The organism is Sporomusa malonica (assembly GCF_900176355.1).
In the GTDB taxonomy this organism is placed as follows: Bacteria; Bacillota; Negativicutes; order Sporomusales; family Sporomusaceae; genus Sporomusa; species Sporomusa malonica.
In genome coordinates, this window is record NZ_FWXI01000029.1 from 29177 (window position 1) to 43753 (window position 14577).

Sequence of the window (14577 nt, forward strand, 5' to 3'; positions counted from 1 at the left end):
ATAATCCCTTGATTATCTGTTAGGCTTGCAGGTGAAGAAAGCGGGCTAACCCACCCCGTCACCCGCTTTCAAGGTAAGAATACTCTGCTTAGCTTATAAAATAATTACCAATGCAATCATTCTTAGAATTATAGATAAGCAATAGCCTCAATTTCAACTGAGACGTCTTTAGGCAGCCTGGCTACCTGGACGCAACCCCTGGCCGGAGCATCCTGTGAAAAATATTCTCCATACACTTGGTTTACTGTTTGAAAATCATTCATGTCTGTAAGGAATACGGTAGTTTTTACGACATTCCCCAAATTTAGATTTTCGCATTTTAAAATTGCTGTAATATTATCTAAAACCTGTTTAGTCTGGGCCGCAACACCACCGGATACTACAATTCCAGTAACGGGATCAACAGGAATTTGACCGGAAATAAACAGGAAGCTGCCTGCTTTGATTGCCTGCGAGTAAGGTCCTATTGCTGCGGGAGCTTGATCGGTATTAACAACGCTTTTCATAGAGTAATTCCTCCTAATTTCTTGCTGCCATCTCTTGGGTTATTTCCCCTTATTGTTTAGCCAGCATCCTATAGTTTTCCAATCTTTCTTTGGCATCTTGCTCGGTTTTTTCAAATAACGCCTCTGCCATATCGGGAAATTGTTGTTTCAGGGCCGAATAACGCACTTCGCCCAGTAAAAATTCTTTAAAGTTCATCGTTGGCTCTTTTGAATCCAGCTTGAAAGGATTTTCGCCGCTAGCCTTGAGCTCGGGATTATAACGATACATCGCCCAATAGCCGCTGTCAACCGCACGTTTTGCCTCCAATTGGCTGCACCCCATGCCCACTTTCATCCCGTGATTGATACAGGGAGCATAGGCGATAATCAACGATGGGCCCGGATACGCTTCAGCCTCAGCAATGGCTTTGAGGGTTTGGTTTTTATCTGCCCCCATGGAAATTTGCGCTACATAGACGTAGCCATAACTCATGGCTATCATGCCAAGATCTTTCTTCTTGGTCTTTTTGCCACTAGCCGCAAATTTAGCAATAGCAGCGGTTGGGGTAGCCTTGGAAGACTGACCGCCGGTGTTGGAGTATACTTCGGTATCAAATACCAGCACATTGACGTCTTCACCAGAAGCCAGTACATGATCCAAGCCGCCAAATCCGATATCATAAGCCCACCCGTCCCCGCCAAAAATCCATTGTGAGCGTTTAACCAGAAAGTCTTTGTTGTTATAGATTTCATTGAGCAGCACATCACTGCCCTTTACTTGTTCTAACAGCGTAATCAATTGATCTGCACGATCTCTTGTGCCTTCACCCTTATCCTTACAGGCTAACCAACTTTCACACGCGGCTCTGAATTCTTCTCCACAATCCAGTTTAGCGGCCTTTTCAATCGCCAGAGCCACTTGTTTTCTAAGCTGCTTTCCAGCCATCATCATCCCTAAACCATATTCGGCATTATCCTCAAACAAGGAGTTCCCCCACGCCGGTCCATGACCACGATGGTTGGTAGTATACGGCATAGAGGGGACGCTGTCGGCCCAAACCGATGAGCAGCCAGTGGCATTGGCCACCATCATCCGGTCGCCAAATAATTGTGTCACTAGCTTGGCATAGGGCGTTTCGCCGCAGCCGGCGCAGGCCCCGGAGAATTCTAAGAGCGGCTGTTCAAACTGGCTGCCTTTTACCGTGAAGATGCTCAGCGGATTGGCTTTCGGAGTAATTGTCATCGCATAATCCCAAAACGGCGCTTGCTGTAATTGTGTAGCCAATGGTTTCATTGCCAATGCTTTTTCTTTCGCCGGACAAATTTGGGCGCAGTTGCCGCAGCCGGTGCAATCGTATGGTGAAACTGCCATCGCAAAATGCAACTCTTTCTGCCCGTTGCAAGGTTTGGTAATAAAGCCTGCCGGGGCCTCCTGCCTTTCCTTTCCGGTAAGCAATACCGGCCTGATCGCTGCATGCGGACAGACATAGGCGCACTGATTACATTGAATACATTGTTCGGCTTGCCACTCAGGCACATCAATCGCGATGCCCCGCTTTTCATAGGCAGCTGTTCCCATAGGATACGAACCGTCTTCCAAGCCAATAAAGGCACTAACCGGTAATTTGTCGCCTTCTTGCCGATTCATCGGAATTAAGATATTTTTAATAAATGCCGGAACTTCTTTACTGCTGGTTTCGGTTTCCTGAGCAGCATCTTGCCAAGTAGCAGGAATATTGACCTTCACAATAGCGTTTATCCCTTGGTCTACGGCTGTATTGTTCATGGCAACGACTTTTTCACCTTTTTTGCCATAGGATTTTAGAATAGCTTCTTTTAGGTACTTTATGGCTTCTTCTTCCGGAATAATCCCGGCAATTTTGAAAAACGCCGCCTGCATAATCATGTTGATTCTGCCGCCGAGGCCAATATCTTGGGCAATCCTTACAGCATCAATGATATACATCTGAATATTATTGTCTGCAATATACCGTTTCATCGCAGCCGGCAGATTTTGTTCCAGCGTGGCTTCATCCCACTGGCAATTCAGCAGGAAGCTGCCACCTGGTTTCAAGCCTTCCAAAACATTGTAGTTATGCACATAGGACTGATTGTGGCAAGCAATAAAATCAGCCTTATTAATAAGATACGGCGATTTTATCGGCTTTTTGCCAAACCGCAAGTGAGATATAGTAACACCGCCGGACTTTTTGGCATCATAGGCAAAGTAAGCCTGGGCATACATATCGGTGTGATCGCCAATAATCTTAATGGCATTTTTATTGGCACCTACTGTGCCATCTGAGCCAATTCCCCAAAATTTGCAGGCCTTTGTGCCTGCGGCAGTGGTATCAATGTCTTCACCGCAGGGCAGGGAAGTATGATTAACATCATCAATGATACCGACAGTAAAGTTGTCCCTGGGGCTGCCGGCTTTAAGATTTTCAAAAACACCCTGAATATGACTTGGGATTACGTCTTTACCGCCAACCCCGCACCGTCCGCCAACAATAACAGGCTGCCAGGCTTTACCATAAAATGCATGCTTGACATCCAGATAAAGTGGTTCTGCTAATGATCCCATTTCCTTGGTTCTATCCAGTACGGCAATTTTTTGCACAGTAGCAGGAATGTATTTAAAGAAATGTTCCAAAGAAAATGGCCGGTAGAGATGTACTGTCAATAAGCCTACTTTTTCGCCCTGTGCATTTAGATAATCTACCACTTCTTCAATGGTTTCACACATAGAACCCATGGCAATAATCATTCGCTCGGCATCAGGCGCACCATAATAATTGAAGAGATGATACTCCCTGCCGGTCAGTTTACTAACTTCGGCCATATAGCCTTCTACGATTGCGGGAATATCCTGATAAAAACGGTTTGACACTTCTCTTTGCTGGAAATGAATATCAATGCCCTGCACGGTACCTTTAGTCAGTGGATGATCCGGGTTAAGCGCCCGCTTTCTAAAGGCATCGACAGCCTCCCGGTCTAGCAGCTTATCCAACTCCTCGTATTCAAGAACTTCAATTTTTTGCACTTCATGTGAGGTTCTAAATCCATCAAAGAAGTTGAGAAACGGAACACGGCCTTTGATTGCTGACAAATGCGCTACAGCCGACAAATCCATTACTTGCTGAACACTGCTTTCAGCCAATAAGGCAAAACCGGTCTGCCTTGTTGCCATAACGTCAGAATGATCACCAAATATACTGATGGCATTGGCCCCCACTACTCTGGCACTGACATGAAATACGCCTGGCAATAGTTCACCGGCTATTTTATACATATTAGGGATCATTAGCAAAAGCCCCTGAGAGGCGGTATAGGTAGTCGTCAATGCGCCGGCATGCAGCGAACCGTGGACAGCTCCGGCAGCGCCGCCTTCTGACTGCATTTCTACAACCTCAACCGTCTGACCAAAAAGATTTTTCTTGCCTTGAGATGCCCATTCATCCACACTTTCCGCCATATTTGACGACGGAGTAATGGGAAAAATGGCTGCAACATCTGTAAATGCATAGGATATGTATGCTGCTGCCGTATTACCGTCCATAGTCTTCATAGTTCTTTTCATATTCTGCTTCAATCCTCTTATCGTAAATTTAAGTACATATTTCCCGCTCTTACAAAACCAAGGAGGCAGGCTTGTCTGTCACAATTCTGCCCCCTCAGCTTCCCTGTCAAAATTATCCGTTTAGCCCCATAACATTCAGTACCAGTCTGGTCAACAGCATAACAACCGCAGCATCTACAAGCGGAACACAGATTAACAGCGAATGCCATTTCTTATTGACATTTGATACGATTACAATCCGCACAAAGTGACCAATCAGCGTTCCCATGGTTACGCACGCGGGAAACAGGATTGTCGCCTGAGCAGCAGTTATCGCACCTTTAGAATACAGGGTAGCCGCGGTGGCACAACCTGCAGCTTTGGCAAAGAATGCGGCAACCAGAGCAAATACAGCCTCACCCGGCAGACCAAATATGGCCATTACTGGCTGAAGTATTTTACCGACACTCTGCATCAGCCCGGTGATATCCAAAAACTGAATGAGTACATACGCTAGAACCATGGCCGGAGCAATCATTTCGGCACCAATATAAAAACCTTTTTTAGCTCCTGCCACAAATTCTTCTACTACACTAGGCTTAACTTTCTGCAGGTCCATTCCTGTGGCACTCTGATTAGCCATTTGCCCCGCTCCCTTCTACCCTGTTTTTTGATGCCTGCCATTTTAGATATAAGCGAACCAGATTGGCGCCCATGACTTTAACAATAAAGATCAATCCGATAATAATCCCCACCGGCAAGACGCTGATTGGCAGCAGGGCGGCTCCGGTACCGAAGGTATTGGTAACCGGGGCGGAGCCGGCATACTGGTAAGCGACAAATATTGCCCGTTCTTCTTCTGTCATCATTTTTTCTTCCGCTAGCTCCTTAGTCATGACTGCCGCCACATCAGAACTGGTAAAGCTGCTGACGAAAGCCAGCCCGCTTGCACCCGGAATTCCCATAAAAGGCTGGAGAATCGGACGAAACAATACTTCAGCCGCCCGCAAAGCACCAAGTGACTCGGCAACTTGAATGCATCCTAACGCAAACATCAGTGTCGGAAAAAGGGTCAAAGCAAACATGAAACCATCACGCGCCCCGGTGCCTCCTTTGCCTGTAAAGATTACACCCTTGGATACTTGCCCGAAGCTTCCCGTAAGCACCTGAAAATCCAGCGCTCTCAAAGGACCATCCATCTTCGCAAATACACCGGAGAAAGAAATAATCAAAATGATTAAAGCTAACCACCCTTTCCAGGTTACTTGGTACTTTTCCTGACTTTGCTCTGCCATGTACTCTCCTCCTCATAATTTTAAATATTTAAACACTAAATTACTTGCTTCCATACCGCTAACTAGTTGCTGTCTAGTTTAAGCACGCAGGCAACCATTAGCTTAGCTCTTTCAAACAGGCTTTCAACAATGGCATATTCCTCCGGACTGTGATTGCGTCCGCCTTTTACTCCCATCGCACATACTGTTGGCACTCCAGCCAATACTGTGTAAGCCGAATCAGAGCCCCCGCCCACCGATTTTGCATAAGGCGTTCCAAAGCCGTTTTCTTCATAGGCTTTTTTCACTATCTCAAATAATTGTTTGACCCCCTCGGTTGTTTTCATTGGCTTTATGCCATCCATGAAAACAACACTGGCAGTTGTCCCTGCAATATAGATTTTTTCCGCAACGCCTTCAATCTGTTTAATAATCTCCGGCAGATCATCAGGGTCCTTATAGCGAACATCGATATATATTTTTGCATAATCAGGAACAGCAGTTGATGTCGTCCCGCCTTGCATTACCCCTACATTAAAGCTGATGCCCTTCTCCCAGTCAGTCAGGTTTTGAACGGCAATAATTTTGTGCGCCATTTCTAAAATCGCGCTCCGTCCGTTTTCCGGATCATTGCCCGCATGTGCGGCAACCCCTTTTACCTCCATCATGATCCGAGCTACACCCTTACGCCCGACAACAATCCCGTCATCAACAAAGCCTGTCTCCACATTAAAAGCCGCCGCATACCCTCTTGCTTCTTCAATAAATATGTCAGGCGCAGTAGAATGGGCGTGTAAAACCTCTTCATCCCCAGCCAAAAGAACTTTAATTGAGCGCGAGTCATAGCCTGCAGCATTCAATGCTTTTATCGCATAAAGAGCCGATACAATCCCGCCCTTCATGTCGAGAACGCCTGGCCCGTAAGCCTTGCCATCCTTGATGGTAAAAGGTCGCTCAATGATGGCCCCTGCAGGACAAGCCGTATCCATATGCCCCATAAAAATTACGCCTGGCCTAGCAGGGTTTTTGTCAATCTCTGCAATCAGCATACTGCCGGCTTTTTCGAACTCGACCATACGGGAACTTGCGCCTTCAGCCTCAAGTATCTTTTTAAAATGAGCGGCAACCAGGTTAATTCCCGCTTTTTCGTGGGGACCGCTCTCCATCGAAACAACTTCTTTCCATAGCGATACCATTTCGTCACGATGCTCGTCCACAAACTGAAATGCTTTTTGTTTTTTGTCATTCATTTTTGACTTTCCTCCTGTTATATATATTAGACTTGGAACTTTTATTTAAGTTCCAATGTGGAAACCGCCAGTTAAGTATTAATATTTAAAAGTTATTATTTATTCTGTTAATTGCACAGTTGCAAAAAGTGCTTTAAATGAAGAGCTTTTCCAATATTCCCCATTTAAAGCACCTTTGCTTTATACCTCAAATTTTTTCTTTACCCGTAAATACCGATAGCTATCATTAAGCTACTTAAAATCTACAATGCAGATACCATAGTCAGCTATTATTCTTTTGGCATCATCTATTTTAGCGGCGGCAGGAGTTGTGAAGTCCTGCCCCTGAATTCCCATTGCACTATACTTCGACTGGCCGAAATCATGATAAGGCAAAAGTTCGACACCCACCACGCGCGTATGCGAAAGATATTCACACATTGCTTTGATGTTTTGCTCATTGGCGTTAACTTCTTCAATAAACGGCACGCGAACAATAGTATTCGGATGCATCCGGGATATCTGCTTGATGTTTTCTAAAATCTTACGATTGCTGACTCCGGTCATTTTCTTATGAACCTCGTCGTCCATATGCTTGATATCTACAAAAACGCAATCCAGCTGTTCAAAAATGTCTTTTACTTGTTCAAAATCAAAATAACCACTCGTTTCAACAGCCGTATCAATCCCCAGTTGACTGCAGGCTGCTGTAAGCTGCCGCAAGAATTCAGGCTGGGCAAAGGGCTCTCCCCCGGAAAAGGTAACCCCGCCTCCAGACTCCCGATAGAAGACAGCATCTCTTTTTACTACTTTCAAAACATCTTCAACCGTCACTGTAGAGCCTATTGTCTTGCGGGCACCAGTCGGACATACTTCAGGATTTCCATTCCACGACTCCGGATTCGAACACCATTTACATCTTAGCGGGCAGCCTTTAAAGAAAATAGTGCTCCTGATTCCTTCACCATCATGCAGCGACCAGCGCTGTATTTGAAATATATTGCCACTACATGGCTTCATAGGTTGTTCTTTCAATGATCGCATCCTGCGCTTCGCGGGACAGGTTGACAAACTGTGTACTGTAACCGGCCACCCGGACAAGCAAATCCTTATACTCCTCCGGATGCTCCTGTGCTTTTCTCAATACTTCAGTGGAAATCACGTTAAACTGAACATGAAAAGCGCCAAGGGCAAAGTACGCTCTGATAATAGCTGCCAGGTTTTTCAGGTCTCTATCTGTTTTCAATAAGTCAGGGGATAATTTAACGTTCATCAGCGTACCACCTGAATGCACGTCATGATTGATCTTGGCAACAGAGCGCATCGCAGCGGTCGGACTTGTCAGGTCAGTCCCTGCATGTGGTGAAACGCCTTCGGTCAAAGGTGTTTTAGCCTTTCTGCCATCCGGTGTCGCCCCGATTACACTCCCTGCCGGGATATAGTTGGAGATACCCATGAACGCCGAATTGAAAGGTGCGCCAAAATAGTCTTTATAGGCCCGTACTTCTCTGTAGAAGAAATCGCTTATTTCGGCAGCGATAAAATCAACATAGTCATCATCATTGCCATACTTCGGACAAGCAAGCGCCGCTTGTCTCAGCTCTTCATAACCTTCCCAGTCGGCCTCCAAAGCCTTGCCGATTTCTTCTAATGTATATTTTTTATCCTCAAATACCAGTTTTTTGATCATGGCTAACGAGTTGGCCGAGTCAGCAATCCCGATTCCGGTAAGAACCGGTCCCAGATTATATTTAGCGCCGCCTTTGCTAAGGTCTTTTCCTTGCTCCATACAGCCTTCCACAAGCATGGAAAGGTATGGCCTTGGTACCATTTCAGCATGAATCTGCTGGGCGGTAATTGACCCGATCACAGAATGCTTTACCAGATAAGCAAGTTGTTTATAAAAGGCTGCTTTTACTTCTTCATAGCCATTAAATTCAGAAACAGGGATTTCAGCAAGACCCATATCTTTTCCGTAGATGCGGCTTTTACCGCTGTTTAAGGCAAATTCAAGAGCGGCGGCCAAATTAATATTAACTGCCGACGTCCACTTGCCGATTTTCCTAAAGTGCGGCACCACACAGCCGCAATTACTCCAATCACGTGCATCTTCAGGCGATAGTCCTTCCGCGAGCAGCATGGCCGCCCCAATCCCGTCGTTGTGTACTGCAGGAAATCCTGTCCCGACACGAATTAGTTTACATACAGCTAAGAGAAATTCAGCCGGACTATCGGGGTGAATCCGCACACTCAAGCCTGGCTGGTGTGTTTTTACGTTCTCAGTGGCTTTAAGACACATGTAAGAAAGTTCATTTGTTGCATCCCGGCCTTCTCTTGTTCTGCCGCCCAGAGTCAAATTCTGGAATGAGTTATAGCCGGCAAAAAATTTGGCGGTATTACTCGAAATAGCCCATACCCATTCAGAAAGCTTAATCCAAAGCGCCTCAATTAATTCTTGCGCTTTTTCCGCCGTTACACTGCCTGCTTTTATATCAGCGGCATAGTATGGATACATATATTGATCAAATCTGCCCAGATTCAAGGCCAGGGAGTTTTCGGACAGTATCGAGCCAAGCTGGGTAAACCATACTGCCTGTACTGCTTCATAAAAATTTTCCGGGGGCTGTTCCGGTACCTTACGGCAAATCCTGGCAATTTCAAGCAGTTCTTCTTTACGCAGACTATCCTCCTCGACTTGCGCTAGCTGCATGGCTTTATCCGCATAGCGGTTAGCCAAAATGACAATTCCTTCGCATACCCACACGGCAGAGTTGTAAAAATCGATTTTTTCCAAGGCCTCGGCGCTAACCGGTTCCAAACTTTGTAACTGCCTGAGCGCCTCTTCCTTAAGCCCGCCAAAACCTTTTTTAAAGATGATATCCTGATAGTCGGCAGTAATCTCGCCAATTGCGTTTCTCCATTTGGAATCGTTATCGATAATGCCTGTATCAATCAAAATTTTTGCCGTTTCCGGATTGATGCGTGACAAAAAATTTTCCTCCAAAGATTTGCCTTTCCAGTATGGAAAAATCTCTTTGCGCAAGATATTTTTTGCTTCTTGATCAATACAATAGGGGTCCTGATCCCGACTTTCAAAGAAGTCCATTTCCTCATCGACCCATTTCCAGGAATATTCGGGACAAACAGCCCCGGACTTCAGGAATTCACCGACAGATCCAACAATAAGTTCGTTGTCAAAAATGGTTACGGGAATACTCTTACACACATCCTGAAATGCTTTTGCCCGTCGTCTAATCACTGATTCACCTTCAGATTTTTGGTGTGATGCCGTAAAAGCCATTGCCCGGTGAATACTAATAGATGGCTTAGCATCAAGGTATGACTTTTTAAAACCTTCAATACGTTTACTAGACATATTTGTCCCTCCTCGGATTTTGATACAATTCTCTACGAAGCAGCATTTAGATTTTATTTTCGATTTTCGAATATATACAATAATCAAAGCTAACGTTATAAACATTTAGCTTTGGTGTGTTCGGTTTCGTTTTAATACTATTAAAAGAAGAATTTTAATAAATCGATTAGCTTAGGTATTCGATCAGGTTATTGCTTGCATCAGCCATATGTTTGCGTAATATTTTTTGAGCACCTTTAATATTTCCCTGGGCACAAGCATTTAGTAACGCACGATGTTCTTCCTGCGATTTTGTCTGGTAATGCATTGTTGTCAAATATAACCGCATATAACGTTCAACATTGTTATGTAGGTTTTGAATCATCGCAAGTAACTTCGGCCGGTTTGCGGATCGATAGAGAGTTTCGTGAAACTGCCAGTTCAGTTCGCTCCAATGATTACTCTGGGTTTCTTCATCTGCCTTTTTTAAAATTTCGTCCGCCTCTGCCAAAACGTCTTCAGTCAAATTAGGAATAGCCAGCTCTAATGCCCCTAATTCCAAAAAAAGCCGTATATCAAAAATCTCCTGCGCTTCGGCTACGGATAATTCACTAACCACCGCTCCACGATTAGGATAAAAGCGTACCAATCCCTCCGCTTCCAGGCTTTTCAATGCCTCCCGCAGGGCACTCATGCTTACGCCGAATTTGGTAGCTAATTCCTCCTGTTTGAGTTGGACTCCCCCACTAAGTTCCCCGGACAGAATGGCTTCGCGAAGAATATTCGTAATCATGCCAGGCAACGTACGATATGCAGTTTTTATCTGACCAGTAAAGTTATTTTTCATGCTTTTACTATAGAACTTTTTAACGGTTTTGTAAACTCCATTTTCGATTGTATGATGTATACATTCGAAAATACCATTCGGATGCAGAGAGCCTTTAATCCTGACCATCATACATCATTTCATCTGTATTCATTATTATACTAAAAGAAACAGCCGAAAATAAATAACAAGCCTTTGAATAACCTTCAAAGGCTTGTTTACTGGCGGAGAGGAAGAGAACGTCACTAATACCTTAAACAAACCCCCATAAAACATGCGTTTATGTTAGGAATGCCTCCGTTTTATCATTACGCATAAAAATTAATCGGCCTTGACCCTATTCTTCATTGAAACTACCAGCCTAAATCGGCGTCACCCAAGCCTCCTACTTCCTCAATGGTCAGTCCTCATTGAACCTCATTAAAAGCGATGGTTTTAAATCTCACGAGTAGATAACTAAAGCCGCTGATCCTAGTTCAGGATTGGCGGCTTACCTTTACCAGTTATTCAACAAAGAATCTTTGATATTCAAATGGATAATCCCCTTTTGGGACATATCAACATCATCCATACTGACCACAAACTTAGGAAAGTTATCTTTAATTTGGAGCAGATTCCAAAACTCCCGTTCCTGTATTTTTTTATCGGCTAAGAGATAGGCAACTTGAACATAGATGCTTTTCCCTTGCTTTTCGGCAACAAAATCAATCTCCTTTGTGTCAAGTTTACCGGACATATACATCATATCCGCGCCGTCGAAGCTCTAAATATACAATATTTTTAAGGGTTTGAGATATATCATCCTGCATATATCCTAAAACAGCGTGCTTAAAGGCCTTGTCCGCTAAATAAAACTTCTCTTGCGTTTTCAGAATCTCTCTGCCTTGTAGTTGCCTGGCGCGAACGCCCGTTCAAGATATAGGCACTTTCTAGCTTCGAAAGGTAATTATAGATCGTTTCTACATCAATACTCCGGCTTTGGCTTGTCAAAAAACCTTTGATAGAATTCGCTGAAAAGGTGTTGCCAATGTTATCAAAAGCGTACTTCACAACACGTTCCAACTGGTCAATCTTCCGAAATTGGTTGCGCTTAACAATGTCAGTAAAAATGGTAGTGTTGTAAATATCTTTCACGATAACATAAGCTTCATCCTTCCGTAGGCAAATAGGAGTACAAATTTTAAGAAATTTAGTTTCAGGCAACTGCGATATCCTCGCACTATGCACCGCACCTTTACCAGTTCCACGAATTTACTGAAGCTGTTTTCCATTATTGTAGGCCTGATGCAAAGATGCAGAACTTAAAAGAGAAAAATGAAATAACAGCAAGTAAAATCAAGCAGTAATCTCTCTATTTCTTTATAATAAATGTAGGGTGATTGAAACGAGGTGGATAGACGAATGTACGAGTGGCAGAAACAAATTCAAATAATCGTTGATGAAATTGACAAATGTGTTAAAAATTATAATGATGAAGCCTTGACACTACGCTTTCTTTCTCGGAGGCTGGGTTATTCTGAATTTTATACAACGAGAAAATTCAAAGAAATATCGGGTATGCAATTTAGGGATTATCTGCGTCATAGAAAATTAGCCTTTGCACTAAAAGAGGTTCGGGATAGTGAAAAAAGCCTTTTGGATATTGCTTTTGATTATGGTTTTTCATCACATGAAGCTTTTACCAGAGCTTTCAAGGAAACATATGGTGTAACTCCAAGTGAATACCGAAAAAAGCCTAAGCCTGTTGTCCTTCGTACAAAAATAAACCCTTTTGATCGCTACTTTTTAGGATTGGGAGAGATTGGGATGATGAAATCTACAGATGATATTAAATTTTATTTTATAACCATTTCAGCGCACAAATTTTTGCACATTAAAAACTATGAGAGTAATGGGTATTGGGATTTTTGGCAAAAACAAAGTCTTATTCCGGGACAGGACTGCGAAACAATTTGCGGCTTGCTCGATAGTATCAAGGGCAAATTGGATGATGATGGTGGGAGCGAATCTAACGGCGGAAGCGGTCAGATTATGGCGTACATTAATGACCCGGACGGCAGACTCTGCGATTGGGGTATTCCACGCACAGAGTGTTATGGTGTACGACTTCCTTTTGATTATAAAGGCGAAGTACCGCCACAAATGCTTATGATTGATGTTCCCGAAGCCGAGTATATTGTTTTTGAACACGGGCCATTCGATTATGAGCAGGAAAATCGTAGTGTGGAGGAAAAGATTGAAAAGGCAATGGCAACTTTTGATTTTGCAGGCACTGGTTACTGCTTTGATACTTCCCCCGGCAGAATAATTTACTTTTATCATAATCCGGAACGGTTTTTTAAGTATATCAGACCAGTGCGGAGGTAAATAAAATCGACTGCTTTCCACTATAGTCAATGACCATATGAAGTCATGTTTTGTTTAATTCATTTTCTATATCTTTCCCATAATGCTCCAAGATTTCTTGTTAATCTAAATTAGCTGTCTTCCATCATACCCATATGCCAAATTTTTATAGTTGCGCGAAAATGTAAATATTACAATTTTATTTATCATAAAAAGGACTTCTTTATTCATAAAGCGCTTTTTTATAGAGGTTTAATCGTTTGCTATTTTTCCAGGATAATTGCAATAGTCGAACTATCTTCCATATAAGGTTTGCCCGTAACGTCACTGAATAAATCAAATTTCTTAAACCCTGCTTCATATACTTCTTTTGTTAAAGTTGCTGGAGTATAATAGCAATTCCATATATAATATTTTCTGATTCTGTTATCCGTAATTACAGCGGTTTGTTCTAGTGTCACATTGTCGGAATACTTGTACTGTGCATTCAATGAAAGATATTTTTCTGCACTCCAAAATCCCCCATCTTCATGAACTTTCCAAGTCTTTAATTCTTCAAACTCGTTGTACTTCACCATGGAAAATACATCTAATAGAAGCTTTCCACCGCTTTTTAGACCATGGTATATTTTTCGTAGTATTATCGCCCTGTTTTCGACTGACAGTGCTCCATAATCACAGTAAATAAACGTTGTTACATCAAACACATTGTCATAATTCATTTTCAGATAATCCTGGTAAATATACGTTATGTCTAAGCCTTGTTGGTGACCGGAACTTGTAGCATGCTCTATTGACCGCTTTGAAAAATCAAGCCCAGTGACTCTGTAACCAGCTTTACAAAACCGTTCAGTGTACAGCCCAGGTCCACAGCCGATGTCTAATAATTGGGGGTATTCGGAAGATGGTATAGTTTCTTGAATCCATTTTACGGACTGTTCAATAAAGCTCAATTTTCGGCTTGCACCTTCGTAATCTGGATTAAGGTGGGCTGTGAGCATATGCTTAGAAATATGCTCATCATTCCAGAAATTAACCTCGTTTTGCTTATAAATCGCAGGATGCTCCAAATACATAAAAATATCATTATACATAAAACCACTCCTTAAAATTAGTCAACTAAAAAAGCCGTAGATTTTACTCTACGGCTAATCTTCTTAAGGTGAAGATAAGTTTAAGAATAAAATAAAACCAAACAGTAGGCACAAAAACAAAACCGCTAAACGGTTGCTTTTCACCTATTGAATTGATTTTATTTACTCTTTTCCAGTTGCATCTATACCACCGATTTTGTGGTATCCGACACGCCGGATATTCATCACCTTTTCATTAAATTATATTTTTATTTTATAGCCGTATTGCTTTGCTTGTCAATGGAGAGATTATTACGTTCTCATCCATACATTCCGTTTTGTTGGCTGTCTATCTCATTATTTTAGGATTTGGTACTTGCTTCCTTCTGCATCCTGCCAATTACTCGCAATCACGAAATGCACCGAAGAG

12 protein-coding genes are annotated in these 14577 nt (G+C 43.0%); 1 reads left to right on the forward strand and 11 read right to left on the reverse strand.

Annotated elements, in window-relative coordinates:
- Nucleotides 1-128: 128 nt before the first annotated feature.
- The 10 genes from B9A22_RS22405 to B9A22_RS22450 all read right to left on the reverse strand — a co-directional run bounded on the left by B9A22_RS22405 (nt 129) and on the right by B9A22_RS22450 (nt 11931).
- Nucleotides 129-506, reverse strand: a complete 378-nt coding sequence (locus tag B9A22_RS22405; protein WP_084578176.1) for a RidA family protein — start codon at nt 504-506, stop codon at nt 129-131.
- Nucleotides 507-555: 49 nt separating this feature from the next.
- A complete protein-coding gene (gene nifJ / locus B9A22_RS22410; protein WP_084578177.1) occupies nt 556-4065 on the reverse strand; it encodes a pyruvate:ferredoxin (flavodoxin) oxidoreductase in 3510 nt (1169 codons plus the stop codon).
- 112 nt (nt 4066-4177) lie between these two features.
- Nucleotides 4178-4687: a nucleoside recognition domain-containing protein gene (locus tag B9A22_RS22415; protein WP_139796345.1), complete on the reverse strand. Its 510-nt coding sequence runs from the start codon at nt 4685-4687 to the stop codon at nt 4178-4180.
- Nucleotides 4680-5339, reverse strand: coding sequence for a nucleoside recognition domain-containing protein (locus B9A22_RS22420; protein ID WP_084578178.1), 660 nt, complete (start codon nt 5337-5339; stop codon nt 4680-4682). The genes B9A22_RS22415 and B9A22_RS22420 overlap by 8 nt, the downstream gene beginning before the upstream one ends.
- A gap of 62 nt (nt 5340-5401) precedes the next feature.
- Entirely contained in the window at nt 5402-6568 is a 1167-nt protein-coding gene (locus tag B9A22_RS22425) for a M20 family metallopeptidase (protein ID WP_084578179.1), read from the reverse strand.
- A 231-nt stretch (nt 6569-6799) separates the two neighbouring features.
- Nucleotides 6800-7567 carry a glycyl-radical enzyme activating protein gene (locus tag B9A22_RS22430; RefSeq protein WP_084578199.1) on the reverse strand — a complete coding sequence of 256 codons (768 nt, stop codon included), beginning with the start codon at nt 7565-7567 and terminating at the stop codon, nt 6800-6802.
- Nucleotides 7554-9923 carry a glycyl radical protein gene (locus tag B9A22_RS22435; protein ID WP_084578180.1) on the reverse strand — a complete coding sequence of 790 codons (2370 nt, stop codon included), beginning with the start codon at nt 9921-9923 and terminating at the stop codon, nt 7554-7556. The genes B9A22_RS22430 and B9A22_RS22435 overlap by 14 nt, the downstream gene beginning before the upstream one ends.
- 166 nt (nt 9924-10089) lie before the next feature.
- Nucleotides 10090-10749, reverse strand: a complete 660-nt coding sequence (locus B9A22_RS22440) for a GntR family transcriptional regulator (RefSeq protein ID WP_084578200.1) — start codon at nt 10747-10749, stop codon at nt 10090-10092.
- Nucleotides 10750-11224: 475 nt separating this feature from the next.
- Nucleotides 11225-11464 (reverse strand): ATP-binding protein, encoded by a 240-nt coding sequence (locus tag B9A22_RS22445; protein WP_139796346.1) that lies wholly within the window; start codon nt 11462-11464, stop codon nt 11225-11227.
- Nucleotides 11465-11556: 92 nt separating this feature from the next.
- Nucleotides 11557-11931, reverse strand: a complete 375-nt coding sequence (locus B9A22_RS22450; RefSeq protein ID WP_084578182.1) for an ATP-binding protein — start codon at nt 11929-11931, stop codon at nt 11557-11559.
- A 198-nt stretch (nt 11932-12129) separates the two neighbouring features.
- On the opposite strand from B9A22_RS22450, the gene B9A22_RS22455 reads away from it, so the two are divergent.
- The gene (locus tag B9A22_RS22455; RefSeq protein ID WP_084578183.1) at nt 12130-13095 is read left to right on the forward strand and encodes a helix-turn-helix transcriptional regulator; all 966 of its coding nucleotides are present in this window, start codon (nt 12130-12132) and stop codon (nt 13093-13095) included.
- 242 nt (nt 13096-13337) lie between these two features.
- On the opposite strand, the gene B9A22_RS22460 is transcribed toward B9A22_RS22455, so the two are convergent.
- Nucleotides 13338-14168, reverse strand: a complete 831-nt coding sequence (locus B9A22_RS22460) for a class I SAM-dependent methyltransferase (RefSeq protein WP_084578184.1) — start codon at nt 14166-14168, stop codon at nt 13338-13340.
- Nucleotides 14169-14577: the final 409 nt, after the last annotated feature.

Bases quoted from the DNA above. Each gene is read 5' to 3' on its own strand.
- B9A22_RS22455 (WP_084578183.1), top strand. From the start codon at position 12,130: ATGTACGAGTGGCAGAAACAAATTCAAATAATCGTTGATGAAATTGAC.
- B9A22_RS22435 (WP_084578180.1), bottom strand. From the start codon at position 9,923: ATGTCTAGTAAACGTATTGAAGGTTTTAAAAAGTCATACCTTGATGCT.
- B9A22_RS22405 (WP_084578176.1), bottom strand. From the start codon at position 506: ATGAAAAGCGTTGTTAATACCGATCAAGCTCCCGCAGCAATAGGACCT.
- nifJ (WP_084578177.1), bottom strand. From the start codon at position 4,065: ATGAAAAGAACTATGAAGACTATGGACGGTAATACGGCAGCAGCATAC.
- B9A22_RS22425 (WP_084578179.1), bottom strand. From the start codon at position 6,568: ATGAATGACAAAAAACAAAAAGCATTTCAGTTTGTGGACGAGCATCGT.
- B9A22_RS22445 (WP_139796346.1), bottom strand. From the start codon at position 11,464: ATGTCCGGTAAACTTGACACAAAGGAGATTGATTTTGTTGCCGAAAAG.
- B9A22_RS22440 (WP_084578200.1), bottom strand. From the start codon at position 10,749: ATGAAAAATAACTTTACTGGTCAGATAAAAACTGCATATCGTACGTTG.
- B9A22_RS22415 (WP_139796345.1), bottom strand. From the start codon at position 4,687: ATGGCTAATCAGAGTGCCACAGGAATGGACCTGCAGAAAGTTAAGCCT.
- B9A22_RS22460 (WP_084578184.1), bottom strand. From the start codon at position 14,168: ATGTATAATGATATTTTTATGTATTTGGAGCATCCTGCGATTTATAAG.
- B9A22_RS22420 (WP_084578178.1), bottom strand. From the start codon at position 5,339: ATGGCAGAGCAAAGTCAGGAAAAGTACCAAGTAACCTGGAAAGGGTGG.
- B9A22_RS22430 (WP_084578199.1), bottom strand. From the start codon at position 7,567: ATGAAGCCATGTAGTGGCAATATATTTCAAATACAGCGCTGGTCGCTG.